The sequence below is a fragment of the uncultured Roseibium sp. genome, assembly GCF_963675095.2.
Taxonomy (GTDB): domain Bacteria; phylum Pseudomonadota; class Alphaproteobacteria; order Rhizobiales; family Stappiaceae; genus Roseibium.
Genome location: NZ_CAXXSJ010000069.1, coordinates 289,029 through 305,742, shown reverse-complemented (window position 1 = coordinate 305,742; position 16,714 = coordinate 289,029). Strand labels below are relative to the sequence as shown.

13 protein-coding genes are annotated in these 16,714 nt (G+C 61.5%); 4 read left to right on the top strand and 9 right to left on the bottom strand.

The window, feature by feature from the left end; all coding sequences use genetic code 11:
- Positions 1 to 32 precede the first annotated feature (32 nt).
- The 4 genes from ABIN98_RS27935 (at position 33) to ABIN98_RS27920 (ending at position 4,051) form a co-directional block, all read left to right on the top strand.
- Complete coding sequence (locus ABIN98_RS27935; RefSeq protein ID WP_346915359.1) at positions 33 to 1,994, top strand: TRAP transporter fused permease subunit; 1,962 nt, start codon at positions 33 to 35, stop codon at positions 1,992 to 1,994.
- 4 nt (positions 1,995 to 1,998) lie between these two features.
- Positions 1,999 to 2,802 carry an IclR family transcriptional regulator gene (locus tag ABIN98_RS27930; RefSeq protein ID WP_346915357.1) on the top strand — a complete coding sequence of 268 codons (804 nt, stop codon included), beginning with the start codon at positions 1,999 to 2,001 and terminating at the stop codon, positions 2,800 to 2,802.
- Positions 2,799 to 3,212, top strand: coding sequence for a PaaI family thioesterase (locus ABIN98_RS27925; protein ID WP_346915355.1), 414 nt, complete (start codon positions 2,799 to 2,801; stop codon positions 3,210 to 3,212). The genes ABIN98_RS27930 and ABIN98_RS27925 overlap by 4 nt, the downstream gene beginning before the upstream one ends.
- Before the next feature lie 101 nt (positions 3,213 to 3,313).
- Complete coding sequence (locus ABIN98_RS27920; RefSeq protein ID WP_346915353.1) at positions 3,314 to 4,051, top strand: SDR family oxidoreductase; 738 nt, start codon at positions 3,314 to 3,316, stop codon at positions 4,049 to 4,051.
- 18 nt (positions 4,052 to 4,069) lie between these two features.
- On the opposite strand, the gene ABIN98_RS27915 is transcribed toward ABIN98_RS27920, so the two are convergent.
- The 9 genes from ABIN98_RS27915 to ABIN98_RS27875 all read right to left on the bottom strand — a co-directional run bounded on the left by ABIN98_RS27915 (position 4,070) and on the right by ABIN98_RS27875 (position 16,389).
- Positions 4,070 to 4,855 carry a hypothetical protein gene (locus ABIN98_RS27915; protein WP_346915351.1) on the bottom strand — a complete coding sequence of 262 codons (786 nt, stop codon included), beginning with the start codon at positions 4,853 to 4,855 and terminating at the stop codon, positions 4,070 to 4,072.
- Between the two features lie 138 nt (positions 4,856 to 4,993).
- The gene (locus tag ABIN98_RS27910) at positions 4,994 to 5,740 is read right to left on the bottom strand and encodes a transporter (protein ID WP_346915408.1); all 747 of its coding nucleotides are present in this window, start codon (positions 5,738 to 5,740) and stop codon (positions 4,994 to 4,996) included.
- Between the two features lie 62 nt (positions 5,741 to 5,802).
- Positions 5,803 to 7,737, bottom strand: coding sequence for a multiheme c-type cytochrome (locus ABIN98_RS27905; protein ID WP_346915349.1), 1,935 nt, complete (start codon positions 7,735 to 7,737; stop codon positions 5,803 to 5,805).
- Positions 7,738 to 7,798: 61 nt separating this feature from the next.
- Complete coding sequence (locus ABIN98_RS27900; protein ID WP_346915347.1) at positions 7,799 to 8,797, bottom strand: HAD family hydrolase; 999 nt, start codon at positions 8,795 to 8,797, stop codon at positions 7,799 to 7,801.
- Between the two features lie 342 nt (positions 8,798 to 9,139).
- On the bottom strand, positions 9,140 to 9,934 hold the full coding sequence (locus ABIN98_RS27895; protein WP_346915345.1) for an aldolase: 795 nt from the start codon (positions 9,932 to 9,934) through the stop codon (positions 9,140 to 9,142).
- Positions 9,935 to 10,108: 174 nt separating this feature from the next.
- Positions 10,109 to 11,452, bottom strand: a complete 1,344-nt coding sequence (locus ABIN98_RS27890; RefSeq protein WP_346915343.1) for an HlyD family type I secretion periplasmic adaptor subunit — start codon at positions 11,450 to 11,452, stop codon at positions 10,109 to 10,111.
- Positions 11,449 to 12,510 (bottom strand): ATP-binding cassette domain-containing protein, encoded by a 1,062-nt coding sequence (locus ABIN98_RS27885; RefSeq protein ID WP_346915341.1) that lies wholly within the window; start codon positions 12,508 to 12,510, stop codon positions 11,449 to 11,451. Before ABIN98_RS27885 ends, ABIN98_RS27890 begins: the two co-directional genes overlap by 4 nt.
- Positions 12,447 to 13,685 carry an ABC transporter transmembrane domain-containing protein gene (locus ABIN98_RS27880; protein WP_346915339.1) on the bottom strand — a complete coding sequence of 413 codons (1,239 nt, stop codon included), beginning with the start codon at positions 13,683 to 13,685 and terminating at the stop codon, positions 12,447 to 12,449. Before ABIN98_RS27880 ends, ABIN98_RS27885 begins: the two co-directional genes overlap by 64 nt.
- Before the next feature lie 4 nt (positions 13,686 to 13,689).
- The gene (locus tag ABIN98_RS27875; RefSeq protein ID WP_346915337.1) at positions 13,690 to 16,389 is read right to left on the bottom strand and encodes a VCBS domain-containing protein; all 2,700 of its coding nucleotides are present in this window, start codon (positions 16,387 to 16,389) and stop codon (positions 13,690 to 13,692) included.
- Positions 16,390 to 16,714: the final 325 nt, after the last annotated feature.

Genomic DNA, 16,714 nt, shown 5'->3' with positions numbered 1-16,714 from the left:
CGTCCGTGCGGGGCGATATGTCGGAGCGGTCAATGGACGCCAGCGAAAAACGTGAGCTGGACGGTGCAACCGGCGCAGGCCTTCCGCGCGCAGCCAATACGGTTGTCGGTATCGGAACGCTGGCGGCGGTCTTGCTGTCGATCCACCAGCTATTCAATCTCCAGCTCTTCGGGGTCGTCCTGCTTCAGGGGCGGTATCTGTATCTCCTTTCGGGGATTTTCCTGAGCCTGAGTTTTCTGGTTTTCCGGATGCGCCCCGGGGACAGGCCGGTCCCTGTCTATGACTGGATCCTCGCGCTCGTTGCAGCCGTTTGTGCCGGCTATTTCGCCTGGACTGCCGAAACAAGCCTGGACATGGGATGGGAGTATGCCGCACCCGACACGGCCCGCTGGTTTGCGATAGGCTTCTATCTGCTGATCCTCGAAGCGACACGCCGGGCCGGTGGATGGCCGCTGTTCCTGATTGTTCTGGCTTTTTCGCTTTATCCGACCTTCGCCGACAAGATGCCCGACCCGCTATCGGGCTTTCAGTCGCCTTTCTGGGATCTTGCGCCCTATCACATCATTTCCTCTGAAAGCTCTTTCGGCATCCCGATGCGCGCTTTCGGCAATCTGGTGATCGGTTTCATCCTGTTTGGGGCCGTCCTGCAGCGCACCGGCGGCGGCGCCTTCTTCAACGATCTGGCGCTGGCGCTCGTCGGGCGCTACCGGGGGGGCGCGGCCAAGGTGGCGGTCTTCGCCAGCGGTTTCATGGGGTCCATGTCGGGTTCGGTGATTTCCAATGTGCTGACCACCGGTGCGGTCTCCATTCCAGCCATGAAGCGCACGGGGTTTTCTTCCCGTTATGCGGCCGCGACCGAAGCTTGCGCGTCGACGGGGGGCGTTCTGATGCCGCCGATCATGGGTGCGACCGCCTTCGTGATGGCCTCGTTCTTAGGGATTCCCTATGTGGAGATCGCGCTGGCAGCGGCGATACCGTCCTTCCTTTATTACTTCGGTCTGTTCGCCCAGCTGGATTCCTATGCCGCCCGGCGCGGGCTGACCGGACTTGCAAAGCAGGATCTTCCGAAACTCCTCGGCGCGATGAAGGAGGGCTGGCCCTATATCGCGGTCTTCGTGGTGCTGATCTACCTGATGGTCGGATTGCGCCAGGACACGCTGGCCCCGTTCTACGCCACGGCCCTGCTGCTGGTGATCAACCAGTTCCTGCGCCGGTTCCGTTTCACGATGAAGTCGGCTGTCCATCTCGTCGTCGGGGTCGGCAAGTCGCTGACGGAACTGACCGCCGTTCTGCTGGGTGTCGGCCTGATCGTCGGAGCCTTTTCCGCCACCGGCCTGGCGGGAACTCTGGTCAACGAACTGATTTTCATCGCCGGCAGCAACACGCTTGCCCTGCTACTGATGGGCGCGCTCACCGCCTTCATCTTCGGCATGGGAATGACAGTCACGGCCTGTTACATCTTCCTGGCCGTCGTTCTGGCGCCGGCTTTGGAGCAGGCCGGCCTGAACCAGCTCGCTGTGCACCTGTTTATCCTCTACTGGGGCATGGTCAGCTATATCACCCCGCCTGTCGCGCTCGGCGCCTTCGCGGCGGCGACCATGGCCGGAGCCTCGCCCATGCGCGCGGGTTTCGAAGCGATGCGCTTAGGGGGAGTGATCTATATCGCGCCGTTCCTGTTCGTTCTCAACCCGGCGCTTGTCGGCCAGGCACCTGCCGGTGAAATCATCCTGTGGTTCACACTGACCGTTGCGGCGGTCTGGCTGATATCGTCGGCCTTGCAGGGATACATCGTCTTTGCCGGTGATCTGGGAAGAGATGGCCTCGGGATGCTTTGCCGGCTCGCCCTGATTGTCGCGGCCGTTCTGATGGCTGCGCCGATTGGCGCGTACACAGGCTTGCCTTCCCCGGTTCTCCCCGTTACCGGTGTCATATTGGGTGCGGCCATACTGTTTTTGGCACGGCGCCGGAATACGGATCTGAAATTGGCAGTATGAAACCATGAGCGACGTTTTGGAGGAAGAACAGGGTACCGACCGCAAGTTCGTCTCGGCCCTGGCCCGAGGCCTGGAGGTCCTGCGCTGTTTCCGTCCCGGAGAAGCGTCGCTTTCCAACAATGACATTTCGGAACGCACGGGTCTTCCCAAGCCGACCGTGACGCGCCTGACCCATACCCTGCGCAAGCTGGGCTATCTGGTCTATTCCGAAAAGACAGGCAATTATCAATTGGGCTCCGGGGTTCTGTCACTCGGGTATGGCGTGTTGTCGGGCATGGAAATGCGTGCCCGTGCCGCCGAGTATATGGATGACTTGTGTTCCGGTCCCAATCCGCATGTCACGATCGCATTGACCGAGCGCCACAGGCTCAGCGCCGTCTATGTCGACGTCCGGCGCTCCGATCAGACGGTCGCGCTTACCATGAACATCGGTGCGCGTCTGCCGCTGGCCTTTTCCGCCGTCGGCCGCGCGATCCTGACGGCCATGCCGGACGAGGAACGCGAACACATGCTGCATCTTATGGAGCAGGACAAACCGGAAAAGGTCGTGGAAATCCGGGAAGGCGTGGCAAAGGCCGTCAAACAGGTCGCCGAACTCGGCTACTGCACCTCTTTCGGCGACTGGCGGCCTGAGGTCAATGGCATCGCAGCCCCGATTGTTTCGCCGGACGGCAGTCGGATCTTCGCCATCAATGTCGGCGGGCCGTCGTTCCTGGTGTCGCCCGAAGAACTGACGGACCACTACGGCGCAAGGCTCGTGGCCGCCTGCCGTGCCCTCAGCCTCAGCACGGACGGCAAACGCGTATGAATGATTTTTCCGATCCGCTTGCCGCAGAGGAGCCCTATCCGCTGCAGCGTACACTCGGGTTCAAGATCACCGAATGGGCCGAGAATTATGCCCGGCTCGAGCTGCCGATCGCCGACCACCTGATGAACCGCTACGGCATCCCCCACGGCGGCGTCTATGCGACGATCCTTGATACCGTACTCGGCTTCAGCGGCAGCTACACCGGTTCCGGTGACAACAAGCAGATGGCGATGACGCTGTCCCTGAACGTCAGTTATCTGTCCCGTCCCAAGGGTAAACTGCTCATCTGCGAAGGCCGCAAGACCGGCGGCGGCCGGAAGACCTTTTTCGCCGATGGGATCCTGTTTGACGAGACCGGTGAGAAGATTGCCTCGGCCAGCGGCGTTTTCCGCTACCGGAGCGGTGCCTGACCTCATACTGTCTTTCGAAGTGCAGGTGGTTCTTGCCGCCTGTGTGAAACAAAGGCATGGCGAATGTTCGGTGCCGGAAAGATCAGGTCGAGGGAGGGGACATGAAGCGTCTAGAGGGAAAGACCGCGCTGGTAACAGCCGCGGGGCAGGGGATCGGACGGGCGTCCGCTCTGCGCATGGCCGAGGAAGGCGCTCGGGTCATCGCGACCGACATCAATGCCGATACCTTGAAGGAAATCGACGGTACACCCGGCATCGAGACCCGCGTGTTCAATGTCCTCGACAGGGAGGCGATTGATGCGATCGCGAGGGATCTGGGCGCCATCGATATCCTGTTCAACTGCGCCGGCATCGTCCATGCCGGGACGATCGAACAGGCAACGGAAGACGAGTGGGATTTCGCCTTCGATCTCAACGTCAAGGCCCAGTTCCGGATCATCCGGGCGTTCTTGCCGGCCATGATCGAAAACGGCGGCGGCTCGATCATCAACATGTCGTCGGTAGCAGGTCCCATCACCGGCCCGGTCAACCGCTGCATCTATTCCGCTTCAAAGGCGGCGGTCACGGGGCTGACCCGATCGGTTGCTGCGGACTATGTCACCAGGGGTATCCGCTGCAATGCCATCTGTCCGGGTACGGTGGACAGCCCCAGTCTGCACCAGCGGCTGCGCGACACCGGAGACTACGAAGGCGCGCTAGAACAATTCATAGCCCGGCAGCCCATGGAACGGGTAGGCCGGCCGGAAGAGGTTGCCGCGCTCGTGGCCTATCTGGCCTCCGATGAGAGCGCCTTCACCACCGGCACAGAACAGATCATCGACGGCGGCTGGACGACCTGAGCGCGTCGGCTTCTGACCCTAGAAGCGGAACCGAGCGCCGATAACCGGGCCGTGGGTGTAAAAGTCGTTCAGTCTGGCGGTGTTGTCGAATTGCCATTTCATGGCCCGATAGCCGGCAAACATGTCGAAGCTATCGAAGGCATACCCTAAACCGCCGAATGCCTGCCAGGTCACTTCCGATTGCCCGGTGCCGATATCACCGAGATAGGTCAAGGCCCAGCGGTCGGACAGTTTGGTTTCCCCGCGAAGACCGACTACACCGTCGATCACGCTGCCTTGCGAGTTGGCGCTCGCACGGAAGCCGCCGAGCGTGAAATCCAGATCGACATCCATCCAGAAATACCGGAAGCCGCCGTATCCGCTGATTTTCGTGCTTTGGGTGTCGATCACACGGTAGCCAAGGGCGTTGGTCGTGATGAAACCCTGAATCGTTGCATCGAGGTTCAGGGTGACCGGGTTGCCGACGATATTGCCTGTCGCTGAATCGGATCCTTGCAGATTCAGGTAGATGAGATCGGAATAGATGCCGAACCGGCCCTTTTCAGCTGCAATGCTGGTCATGAGCGCAAAGCTGAGATTGTCGAAGACCTGGTGAAACGGCATCTCGAAGCTGTCGCCGGACGCCGTCCTCCCGCCCATGGTGGCCATCCACAGATAGGGCGTGATCTTGAAAGACCATCTGTCTTCAATGATTTGCGAGGGCGGCGGCGCAGGATCCGCGACAGGATCGGCCGCAAGGGCCGGGGTCTGTAATCCGGCCAGCGCAAGAAAAGTCGCCGTTTTCCATAGGTTCGATATCGCCATAATCCCCTGCCCACCACAATTTCGAAAATTCAAACTACGGTTGAATCATCATAACACGCGAATTGTATTCAACAGCACCGAAAGGAAGTCCTGATTTCAGCTTCTTTCGGCCGCCCGTCGTTGCTTTGCCGACTGTCCTCATTTCGGAAACAGGAACGTGACCGCCGCCCGGGCACCAAATCCATCCGGGCCGTTCGTCGAACTGGCTGCGTAGTAACGTGCGCCCAGTTGAAAACTGATCGGTTGTTTGTCGATGGTAACGAGCTTGGCGACCATTGCGTTGATCGGAACGGACCAGTCGTTCGTTGTCCAGTCATAGGTGGACTCCGAATTCAGCGTGAAGGTCCAGGCGTCCGGCGTCGTATAGGACAGGAACGGCTGCAGGAAGGTGGAATTGACATCCTTTGCCCCGTCCGGGCCGGCATAGGACCAGATATGGTTGGCCAGGCCGCCATAGGTCCATGGACCGGACTGGCGTAACACGACACCCGTGGGACCGGCGGCCCATTTGTGGGTGCTTAAAAGGTTTTCCGTGCCGGTCGGGAACAGCAGTGCCGGACCGAGGCCCCAGATGATTCCGTTCGGACCCGGGTTGGCCGGGGACAGGAACAGGCTCTGCGTCGTATCGCTGAGGCCGAACTGGGTTCCGGAATTCCCGGCAATGTCATTCTGCCAGACGACCGGCAGGATGGTCCGCGAGATCAGGTTCCAGTCCGCGTTGAGCGAGATCGGAATAACCGGCTGGATGTTCAGCGTGACCTTATCGCCGTCGCTTGGTCCGAAACCCTGGTCATAATTCCACTGGAACGGCACGCTGATCAGTGACGCAACGGGATTGGACAGCTTCTTCGCCAGATCGGCCTCGGCGCCGAGTGCCGGTGTCATTATCAACGGCAGAAACGCAGCGGCCGCTGCCAGTAAGCACTTCTTGGAACAGATCATCTTTCTCACCCTCCAAGCTGCTGTTTGTAAGCCTTGAGATTGGTGTCGTCCGGATTGGCGAGCAGGCCCTTCTGAAGGCTCATTTGCGCGCCTGCCATGTCGCCGACCGCAAGGCGGATGCGGATCTGCATGACCCAGGCATTGACCATCTGCGGATCGAGACGCGTCACTTCCTCGAATGCTGCAAGCGCGCTTTTTGCATTGCGCATCACCAGCGCGGTTCCACCGATGACGAGATGCGTTTCCGGAAAATCCGCCTTGTTGGCGAGCGACCGCTGCCACTCCTTCGAGGCTTCCGCAGCCGCCGCGCTCATGGCCTTGGGCATATAGGCGATCGGTGCGCCAATCATCATCCGTGCCGCCGCCATACGCACGGATCTAACAGGGTCGCTGAGTGCGGGAATAATCCTTTGAATGCGTTCGGTCGGCGCTACGCCCTGCTGCAGGGCAATTACGGCTGCCCTGACCATGGGATCCGGATCGTCAATTAGCGCGGCTGCCTTCTCGGCCGTTTCAGGTGGCGTATTCTGTTGCAGCAGGTCGAGCGCCGATGCGCGGACGATGCCCGGAAAGCTTTTCTGCCCGGCTATGGCCATCAGCTCGTCGCCCATGGAGCCGGGGGCCTGTCTGGCTGCCGCGAAAACCTCTCCATAATGCGGTCCGCGGTGGCTGCTGTCCGGAAACCGCGTCTCCAGTTCGGCCGCAGCCCAGGAGGCGGATTTGTCCGAGTGACAATCGTTGCAGGCATTCGGCGTGCCGATCTTGGCCGTGAGGTCCGGACGCGGGACGCGGAAGGAGTGATCCCGACGGCCGTCGATCCCCATGTAGACGCGTTCGATCATGTGACAGGACTTGCACTGGGCCCCCGCCGTCCCCGGTTCATGGAACGTATGGGAAGGATCGTCGTAGAGCTTTGCTGTCAACGCCGGGAAGTCCGGATTGGCGGCCGGCGAGTGGCACTGGGTGCAGACCGCATTGCCGTCCGCTTTCAGCGCGCCGCTGTGGGGCTCGTGGCAATTGGTGCAGCGAACCCCGTTGGCGTACATCTTCGACTGCAGGAATGAGCCGAAGACATAGACCTCGTCCAGGATCTGTCCATCCGCATGATAGAGGCCCTGCCGCAGCGGGGACAGGCGGTAGGCGTCATGATAGGATGTTCCCGGCAGAGGATTGCCGTCCTGAAAGGCCTCGCGCCGCGAATGACAGCCGGCGCATTGCTGGATTTCGGTTTCCGGCAAGGCTTTGGAATAGGCGATCAGGAGGCCAGTCTTGCCCGTGCCGGGGAATGGGCTCTTGGCATATGTGCCGGGAGATTGTGCCCATGCGGCATGGGCTTCTCCGGGACCGTGGCAGGCCTCGCACCCGACACCGATTTGCGCCTCGGTACTTTGGTAGCTGCGCGTAGCCAGGCTGTAATTCTTGCGAAAGCCGGTGGCGTGACACTCCGCACAGCGGGCGTTCCAGTTCTTGTAGGGGCCGGTCCAGTGCAGGCCGTCGTTCGGCGGCGGCGGAGTATCGGGATAGAGGTGATACCAGACCTTTTTGTCCTGATCCCAGACCACGTCGAAGGACTGCAGTTTACCCGGTTCGGTCTCGAGCAGATATTGCTGCAGCGGCCGGATGCCGTCGACTCCGACCACCTTGAAGGTCTTCGGCTCGCCGGGTACGTCGCTGGTTTCGATGAAATAGTCGCCGTCCTTGCGGTAAAAACGGGTCGTCTGCCCCTTGAAAGTGAACTCCGCGTTGTCGAAGTTTCCGTCGACGTGTTCCGGCGTCGGTGTCATCCAGGCATGGGCATGATCGGAAACCTTCCAGCTTTTGGTCTCCTCTTCGTGGCAACCGGCGCAGACCTCAGATCCAATGTATTTCGGAACCGGCGGCTGCCCGTCTTCCGCGGCATGCGTGGCACCTGTGAAGAGAAACAGAATCGCTGAGATCAAGGATCGAACAAAGTGCATGCGCCGGTACCGGTAAGTGGAACGTCAGGATGCAGAGGCTTTCCTATTTCGGAAAGATCTGCTTCCAGTCGTTTTTCATGCTGATGATGTGCCAGCCTTCTTTCGAGGCGTCGTCGAGACCCTTGTCCAGCATGCCGAAGTGGGTTTTCCGGTCATAGGCATATTCGCGCTCCGCATCATCGTGATGGACGAACATACCGAGCCGTTTGCCGGGACCGGTCGTCGTATACTGCAGCATCTGATAGTCGCCGTCGGAATTGCCGAAGGCTGCGATGGGGCGCTTTCCGATATGGGTCAGGATGCCGACGGGCTTGCCTTCCTTGTCGTCAATGAAGGCGATCTTGGGAGAGCGCATCAGGGCAGGAACGCCGTCGATGACCTTGTATTCAACCACGATCGACGAGCCGACAACCTGTTCGGGCGGAATCCCGTAGATCTTCTCTGTCCAAGGCCGCATGAACTCGATGCCACCACCGGAAACGATGAAGGTCTTGAACCCGTTGGCGCGCAGATAATCCATTAGCTCGAGCATCGGCTGGTAGACGAGGGCTGTATAGAGCTTGTCGAATTTCGGATGTTTGGCGGTCGCGATCCAGTCGCTGGTGATCTTTTCGAATTCCGCCGTGCTCATGACGGCGTGAGTCACGCCGATGATTTCCATCAGGCCTTTCATGCCCGACTTGCCGAGAGCCTCCATGTCTCCTTCGAGAACGGCTTGGAACGGCTGGGTCGTTTTCCATTCCGGATGCTGCGGTGCCAGCGCCTTGACCCGGTCGAGAGCGAAGGCAAGCTGGGTGTACATGGGATGTTCGACCCAGAGCGTGCCGTCATTATCGAAGGTGGCGATCCGGTCGCCCGGTGCGACGAAGTCCGGCCCGTCCGGTTTCGTGACGGCTTCCACGAAGCCGATGATCGCCTGCTTGTTGGCGCCGTCGTTCCAGGAGGGGAGCGGATCGGATTGAGCCGCTGCGGAGAAGCTTATGATAACGCTTGCGGTCAGAGCCAGGATCGGCGCCAGCCATGTGCGGATATTCGTTTTCATGAAGTCTCCTCCCTGAGCGGATTTCGGCTTGGCCGCGGGCGTTCGATACCCGGTTTGGAAATCACGGTATGGGTGCGTGTCGGAGTATAGTCATATTTTGGTTGAAATGCATTGCTCCCTCAAGAGCCTTCCGGTTTTCTGCAATTCGAACGACCCGAACAGGGGGCGGGGCTGATCGGCCCGTGACTGATCCTGTCACTGACCTTCGACGTACTGGCTTAAGGGATATCCGGGGGAGCGAATATGAACAGGTACGCACGTGTACGAACGTGTATCAACGCGATCGGTTTCTGCTGCCGGTTGGCCGGAAGCCGGAAATGGCGGTAACGCCGGGGCCTTACACTAGTCAGCGTATCCGGGCGACCGGCTGTCGAGCATCCGCTTGATGCTTTGCAGATGAAGGGCCGCACTTCCCGGATCGCCTTCGCGGATCTGGCGGGCCGTCATCGCCGCGACATCATCCGGCACGGGCTGCAGACGGCGGCCGGAACTCATTGCTCTCAGTTGGACGTCCGCAGCGCGCTCCAGATAATACAGATCGTCCCAGGCCTCGGCGATGGTTGGTGCGCAGACCATGACCCCGTGGTTTTTCATGAACAGGATGTCGTTGTTGCCGAGAACCGAGGCGATCCGGTCGCCCTCCCGGTTGTCCAGAGCAAGGCCGTTGTAGTTTTCATCGACCACCGTACGGCCGTAGAACTTCAGCGCAGACTGGCCCGCCCACACCAGCGGGTCGCCTTCCACCATGGAAAGCGCGGTTGCCTTCGGCATGTGGGTGTGAAAGGCGGCTCCGATACGCGGTTCCATCTTGTGCAGGCGGGCGTGGATATAGAAGGCGGTGGCCTCCGGCTCGCCGTCGCCGCTGACCACATGACCGTCGAAATCGCAGATCAGCAGGCTGGACGCGGTCGCCTCGTGGAACGACCAGCCGAGCCGGTTGACCAGAAACAGGTCTGGGTGACCGGGAACGACGGCGGAAAAATGATTGCAGATACCTTCCTCAAGGCCGAGGAGGGCTGCCATGCGCAGGCAGGCGGCAAGGTCAATACGGGCCTGTCGGATGTCGTCCGTATCCAGATCGATATTTCTGGCAAGTGCCGGGGCGGCACTGCCCGCCGGCGTCATTTGATGGGCCATCGAAAGATCCTCTGCTTCCGGAACTGCTGGCAACCATTCGGAAGCGGCTGAACGGCCGGAAACTACCGAAAGAGAGGTTACGATTGCATCAGGCCCGTCATAGGGCAAGGGCTTGTAGGTGATTTTGGTGGATCGGAAATCGGTTCCGGTACGGCGTGCTGCTGCCGGTTTGCCTCAGCGGTCGCGGAAGGCCATTTCCTTGACCTTGAGGATCGGCTTGAAAACATACTCCAGGATCGTGCGCTCGCCGGTGACGATGCTGACCTGGGCGATCATGCCGGGCAGGACTTCCAGATCCTTCATCTTGGCCGGCAAGCCGTCCTCGTCCCCGTAACCGACGCGAACGACCACTGGATAGAAGCTTTCGCCGTCCCGCGTGGACTGGGTGTCGGCGCCGACCCGCTCCACCGTGCCGGTCATGGCGCCGTAGATCGAGAAGTCGTAGGCCGTCAGCCGGACCTTGGCTTCCTGACCGGCGCGGATGAACCCGATGTCCTCGGGGCGGATATGCGCTTCCACCAGGAGATCGTCATCGGACGGCACGAACTCCACGATCGTGTCGCCTGGCTTGACAACTTCGCCGGGCGTCGTGATCAGAACCTTTTTCACAACGCCGGCAACCGGGGCTTTCACGTTGCGGCGCACCACTTTGTCGTGCGAGGCGACAAGGCGCTCCCTGTAACCGGCAAGCACCGCCTTCTTTTCGGCGAGCAGCGAATAGGCTTCGGAACGGAAACCGGCCTCGTGTCCCTTCAGGCGAGCCGTCAATTCCTGTTCCGCGCTTTTGGCCTTGTTGATGGCTGCAGAAAGTTCGGCCGCGCGGGCCTCGCCATCGGCCTGATCTCGAAGCAATCTCAAAAGTTCGGTTTCCGAAACCAGGCCCTTTTTCACCTGCGGTTCGACGACCGCGATCTGCTTTTCAAGCAGGGTCTGCGTCGTCTCGAGGTGCTTTAGCTGCTCGGTGGCGTCGGCTGCCGCCTGAACCTGGCTTTGGCGCTGGGCTTCCAGAACGGCGCGCTCGGCCTCGAAGTTGGCCCGCCGGGCCCTGTAGGCGGCGGTCTCGTCGGCCATGATCGCGTTCGCTTCCGGGCCGCCGGTCTTCAGCTGCTCAGAAAACACGAGTTCCTGCCCGGATGCTTCGGCCGCAAGCCGGTCGGTCAGGGCGGTCAGCGCCAGGACGTTGGCGAGATCCTCTTGATAAGAGCTTTCCACGTCCGTGCCGTCGATGCGGGCGACGTCCTGACCGGCGGCGACCCGATCGCCTTCCTTGACCAGGATTTCCCGGACGATGCCGCCTTCCAGGTTCTGTACCACCTGGATCTGGCTGGAGGGGATGACCTTGCCAATGCCGGTCGCCCAAATTTCGAGGCTGTAGGCCTGTGCCCAGTAGAGGAGGGCGGCGGCGAGGAGCCCGAGGACCCCGACGAGGAAAAGCGCCGCGACCTTCGGACCGCGTTGCGGGTCGGCGAGGGCGCGAACATCGGTCAGGCGGGCGGCGGTGCCGGATATGTCGGTCATTCCGCTGCTCCCGTCTTTGGTCCCGGTGGCGTCGCCTGGCCGCCGGAAAGGCGAGCCAGAACCTCGTCACGCGGGCCGTCGAGGGCAATCCGGCCGCCGTCGACGACGATCACCCGGCTTGTGACCGAAAGCACCTGCGGGCGATGGGTGACGATCAACGTGGTCTTGCCGGCGCGGGCCTTGGCCAGTTCGGCGAGGAACCTCGCCTCGGTGGTGTTGTCCATCATGGCGGTCGGCTCGTCGAGCAGGAGCACCGGCGGGTCGGTGACCAGCGCCCGGGCAAGGGCTACGGCCTGTCTCTGGCCGCCGGAGAGCATCTGGCCGCGCTCACCCACCGGCTTGGCCAGTCCGAGGGCGGTGCCCGCCAGCACCTGGTCCAGCCCGGCGATACGGGCGGCCGCGAGGATATCCTCGTCGCTCGCTTCGGGACGGCCGATAACGATATTGTCGCGAATGGTGCCGTGAAACAGCATGGCATCCTGACCGACATAGCAGACCTGGGCGCGCAGTTCCGCCGGATGGATCTGGCGCACGTCGACACCGTCGACGCGGACATTGCCCTCCTGTGGCGTGTGAAGCCGGGCGATCAGTTTCAGCAGCGTGGTCTTGCCCGAGCCGACCCGGCCGAGAATGCCGACGGATTGGCCAACGGGCACCTCAAGGCTGACTTCGCTGAGAGCGGGCTCGTTTGGTGCGAGCACTCCCGCGGCCTGCGGATAGGCGAAAGAAACGGCGTCGAAAGCGACCGCGCCGCGCACGGTGAAGCGCTGCAGCAGTGTGGCCGTGCCGTCGCCTTCCTCGGTCGGTGCGACCATCAGCTTGTCCAGCGCGCCGGCAGCAAGCTTCGTCTGCTGCCAGCGCCCCATCAGCCCAGTTATTTGGGCAAAGGGAGACATGATGCGCCCGGACAGGATCACGGAGGCGACGATGCCGCCACTGGTGAATCCGTCGCCCTGAGCGACCAGGTAGGCGCCATAAGAGACCGTGCCCACGGTCACCAGGGACGAGACGGTGCCGGACAGATTGGCAAAGGAGGCCGACAGCATGCGCGTCGCCATGCCGGTATGGGCGCCCTGTGCAATAAGATGCTCGTAAATTCGCCGGGAGCCCAGGCCTGGGCGTTGGTGGCTTTCAAAGTGTCCAGGCCGACCGCGGCCTCGTGCAGGAAGGCCGACTTCTGGCTTGCTTCGCGGAAGGAGAGGGCGATCGCCTTGGCGAGCGGGACCTGCAGGCATAGGGCGGCGGTCAACAGAACGGCGACGCCGGCGAGCGGAACAAACACCAGCGGTCCGCCGATCCACCAGATTACCGCGAGAAACAGCGCCACGAACGGCAAATCGGCGAGCACGATCAGGCTGGCGGAGGCGAAGAAGTCGCGGACCGTGTCGAACTCGCGCACCAGGTTGGCAAGCGCACCGGAGGATTGCGGCCGGGCCTCGTCGCCGACGCCGAGCATCCTGGCGAAAATCGCGGAGCCGACCCGGATGTCGAAGCGCCGGGCGACCGTGTCGATCAGGTAGCCGCGGATGAACTTCAGGATCAGGTCGGCGGTGAGCACGATCAGAACCCCGACCAGAAGCCCGACGAGGCTGGTCATGGAATTGTTCGGGATCACCCGGTCGTAGACCGTCATGGAGAACATGGAAATAACGATCGCGACCAGGTTGATCACCAGGCCGGCGAGCGCGGCGAAGCCGTAGATCCAGGCATTGTCGGCAAGCGGCCTGATGAGCCAGTGCCTGTTCTGCGGCAGGTGATAGTGAAGGCTGCGATGATCGAAGAAGAAGGCGGGCCGGACCAGGGTCAGGCGCCTGATCCCATGGGTGCCTAGCTCGAGGTCCGAGATCCAGTCGTGATCGTCCGCTCCCCGGCCGGTCACGTAGCCCTTGCCGTCCTTCCGGAGCAGGGCGATGACCCGCCCGTCCTTCAACTCGGCAAGAACGGGAAGCGAGGTGGGTTTGAGGGCCTTGAGATTAGGCGGCCCCGCATCCACCATCAGACGGGCCCGGTCTGCTGCTTCTGAAAGGTGATCCGCCGTCAGGCAGTTCGACTGCAGAGGCAGTCCGCGCAGGAGCGCACCGGCCGTGGCTGGACGGCCATAGAAGCGCGCAGCGTCGAGCAATGCGGCAAGATAATCGGCACCGGGAGAAGGCGGATCAAGAGGCATTTTCTCCGCGTTCTCCCGGGTGCCGGCCGGGGTCGCCTTCTGTGGCGGAAAGACTTCCCGGTTCATCGGGTCAGGCCGCCTGTACCGTGACCTGGTCCTGAACCACCAGCTTGGCGATCTCGGCTCCGCCATCATTGGTCCAGACGTGGTAGTCGGTGCCATAGATCTGGGTATCGGCGCCTTGCGTCCAGCCGGCGCCGGAAAGCCCGACCGTATCGCCGGAGTCTCCGTTCACCGTCAAAGTGGTGGTGCTGCCGGAGGTGTCGTCCGACATGTCAAGCACGTCCTGAAGCGACACGACCAGCGCGTTGTTGCCGGTACCGGTCAAATCCACCTCCTCGACGGATTTCACCGCGGTCTGGGAGAGCTGGGTGAAGTCGAGCGTGATCCCGCTTCCCGCCAGGTGCAGCGTATCGTGGCCGGTCCCGCCGTCGAGGCCGCTCACGGTGCTGTTCTGGACCGCGAACATGTCATCGCCCGTTGTACCCGCGGGCAGGGAGCTACCCTGGCCGAGGATCTGGACGTCGATCGTGTTGTGATAGGCCGCGCCGTCGCCGTCTGTCAGCGTGATCTCCAGCGTGCGATGAAGCGTCGGGTTGGCGGCAGCGTTGCCAATCTTGAGATGTTCGATCAGCGACGTCACCGCTTCGAGATCCGCTGCCGACCCGAAGGCTACAGCCAACTGGCTGTGGTCCGCGTCAAGGGCAATGTAGCCGATCGTTTGTGTGTTGGATTTGAGAACGACCTGGGAGGAGTACACCGCGAACGGACTATCGGCGCCAGTGAGAAGGGAAATCGCGTCTTCTCCGGCAATCAGGCCGGAGATCACGAGAACGCCGCCATCGAAATCCGTGGAATCCGTATCGAGGACCGCAAGGCTCGGATCGAGGAATGCCGACAGCGTATTGCTTCCGGATTTCTGGAAGATGATGGTATCCGCCATCCCCTCGATATCGGGAGCGTGATCATTGCCCTGAACGACGAATTCCACACTGGCGGTCGAAAGGCCGGAGCCGGTATCGACCGTGTAGGTGAAGGTGTCGGTCGCACTGCCCGCGGCCCCGAGTGCCTGCAGCGTGGCGGACGTTGCCGGGTCGTAGACGATTTCGCCTGTGGCGGCATTGAAGCTCAAGGTCGCGCCCAGGCTGCTCGTTGCGGACACGCTGTAGAGCGTTGCGGATTGGTTCGTATCGTTGGCCTGCAGCCAGGCGAAATCGAACGAGAAAGACGATGCTGCGGTGATCGGCGCGTACAGCGCGCCCGGCGTACCGGCTTCGGCGAGATAGCCTATGCTCAGAGTGCCGTCGTAATCGAGCGTGTCGTTCCATTCGCCGGCCGGGGTCATGTTCATGTAATCTTCGCTGGTCGAGCTTGGCTGGCCGCTCGCCCAGTTTTCGTACAGGCCGCCGACGGCGCTGCCGCTGGCGGTTCCCGACCAAAATAGGGTGCCGGCCTCGGGTCCGGTAACCCACTTCCATTGAGTTTCGGCTGTGCCTTGCGTTTCGGAGTCGCTGGCGCCGAGATAAGCACGGAGCGGAATAAGAGCATCGGCGAAGGTGTTTTCCGCAACCGAGGTGATTGTGGCCAGATAGCTCTCGCCGGAGATCTTGAAAGAAGCCTGGTTCTTTGCGTTCGTCCAGGTCAGCTTGGTGTTGTCGTACTGGTAAATATGCGCGTTGTCCGGTGACCAGACCCAGTCCGCCGGCACGGCCGAGAAGGTGTCGTTCTCAGCACCGGAGACGACCGGCGGGGTCAAGTTCGGCATAATAAAGGTTAAGTGTATGACTTCGGAGAGGACGCCGTTGGCGTCATAACCATTTATGTTGAACTCATACTCACCGTCGCCGGGAACGCCGCCGACATCGTTGTTGTTATAATAGTCTGGTGGCGTTATGAAACTCACATATGTCGTCGCCGCGTTGTAAGTGAATTTGTCCCCATCGTCGACACTTGCATCCACCTCATAGGTATACCCGTCCACAATGTAGGGTGAGGAGAGCGAGGCCCCATAGACACCGAGGCCAAAATAGCCGTACCAGTTAAGTTCAACGACCGTGTGGTCATCGGCACCATTGATCGTGATCGTGACCGTCTCGCTCGCCGTGCCGTCCTTGGAGGTGACGGTGAACGTATCGGTCAGCGTCTGATTGGTCTCGAGCGCTTGAACGTTGGCGTTCGCATTGTCCAGATTATAGGTCCAGACACCGGCTGCCGTGATCGAGAAGGTACCGTAGGTGCCGGCCGTATCCGTCTGCGCGACGACCTGGTTCTCGCCGCTGTCCGGATCGGTCACGGTGAGGGTACCGGTTTCCGTTAGCGTGCCATCCTCGGTGACCGAGCCAGTGGTGTCGCCGGAGATCGTGGCGGCGTCGTTGACGCCGGTGACGGTGACGGTGACCGTTGCGGTGTCGTAAGCGCCGTACTTGTCGGTGCCGCGGACCAAGAAAGAGACGTCGCGGGTCTCGTTTTCGGCAAGATCCTGGAAGTCGGTGCCCGGATCGAAGGTCAGGCTGGTGCCGGTGATCGAGGCAGTGCCCCCGGAGCCTAGGTAACTGACCGTGTAGGTAAGGGTCGTGCCGTCGTCGTCGGCATCCGGATCGGAGCCGAGGGCGGTGAGGTCGAGGCTGACGGGGCCGCCGTCTTCCGTGGCCGCAAGCGTGCCTTCGGCCAGGACCGGAGCATGGTTGGCGACACCATGGACAAAGAGCGGGATCACCTGGCTGTCTGTCAGGGCGCCGCCGGACCCGGTATTGCCGAGTGTCGTTGACATTCACCGAAAGCTCCGCGTTGCCGGAATAATTCGCTTCCGGCGTGAAAGTCATTCCGTCGAGCGCGGCATTGATCTCGGCAACGGTGCCGCGGAAGGTCATGCTGGCGTCGCCGGTGCCATCGCCCGAGGAGAACGTCAGGCCGGACAGGGTCGACAGCGTCAGCGTGCCATGGGTCGCGGACAATGAAATTTCCACGTCGTTTGAGCCGGCATCGGCATCGCCGATGGAAATGACGTTGCCGCTCGCTTGCGACAGGGTGACGGGCGTTCCCTTATTGGTCGAAAACCCATCGCTGCCGAGCAGGACGCCAATGTAACTGGTATC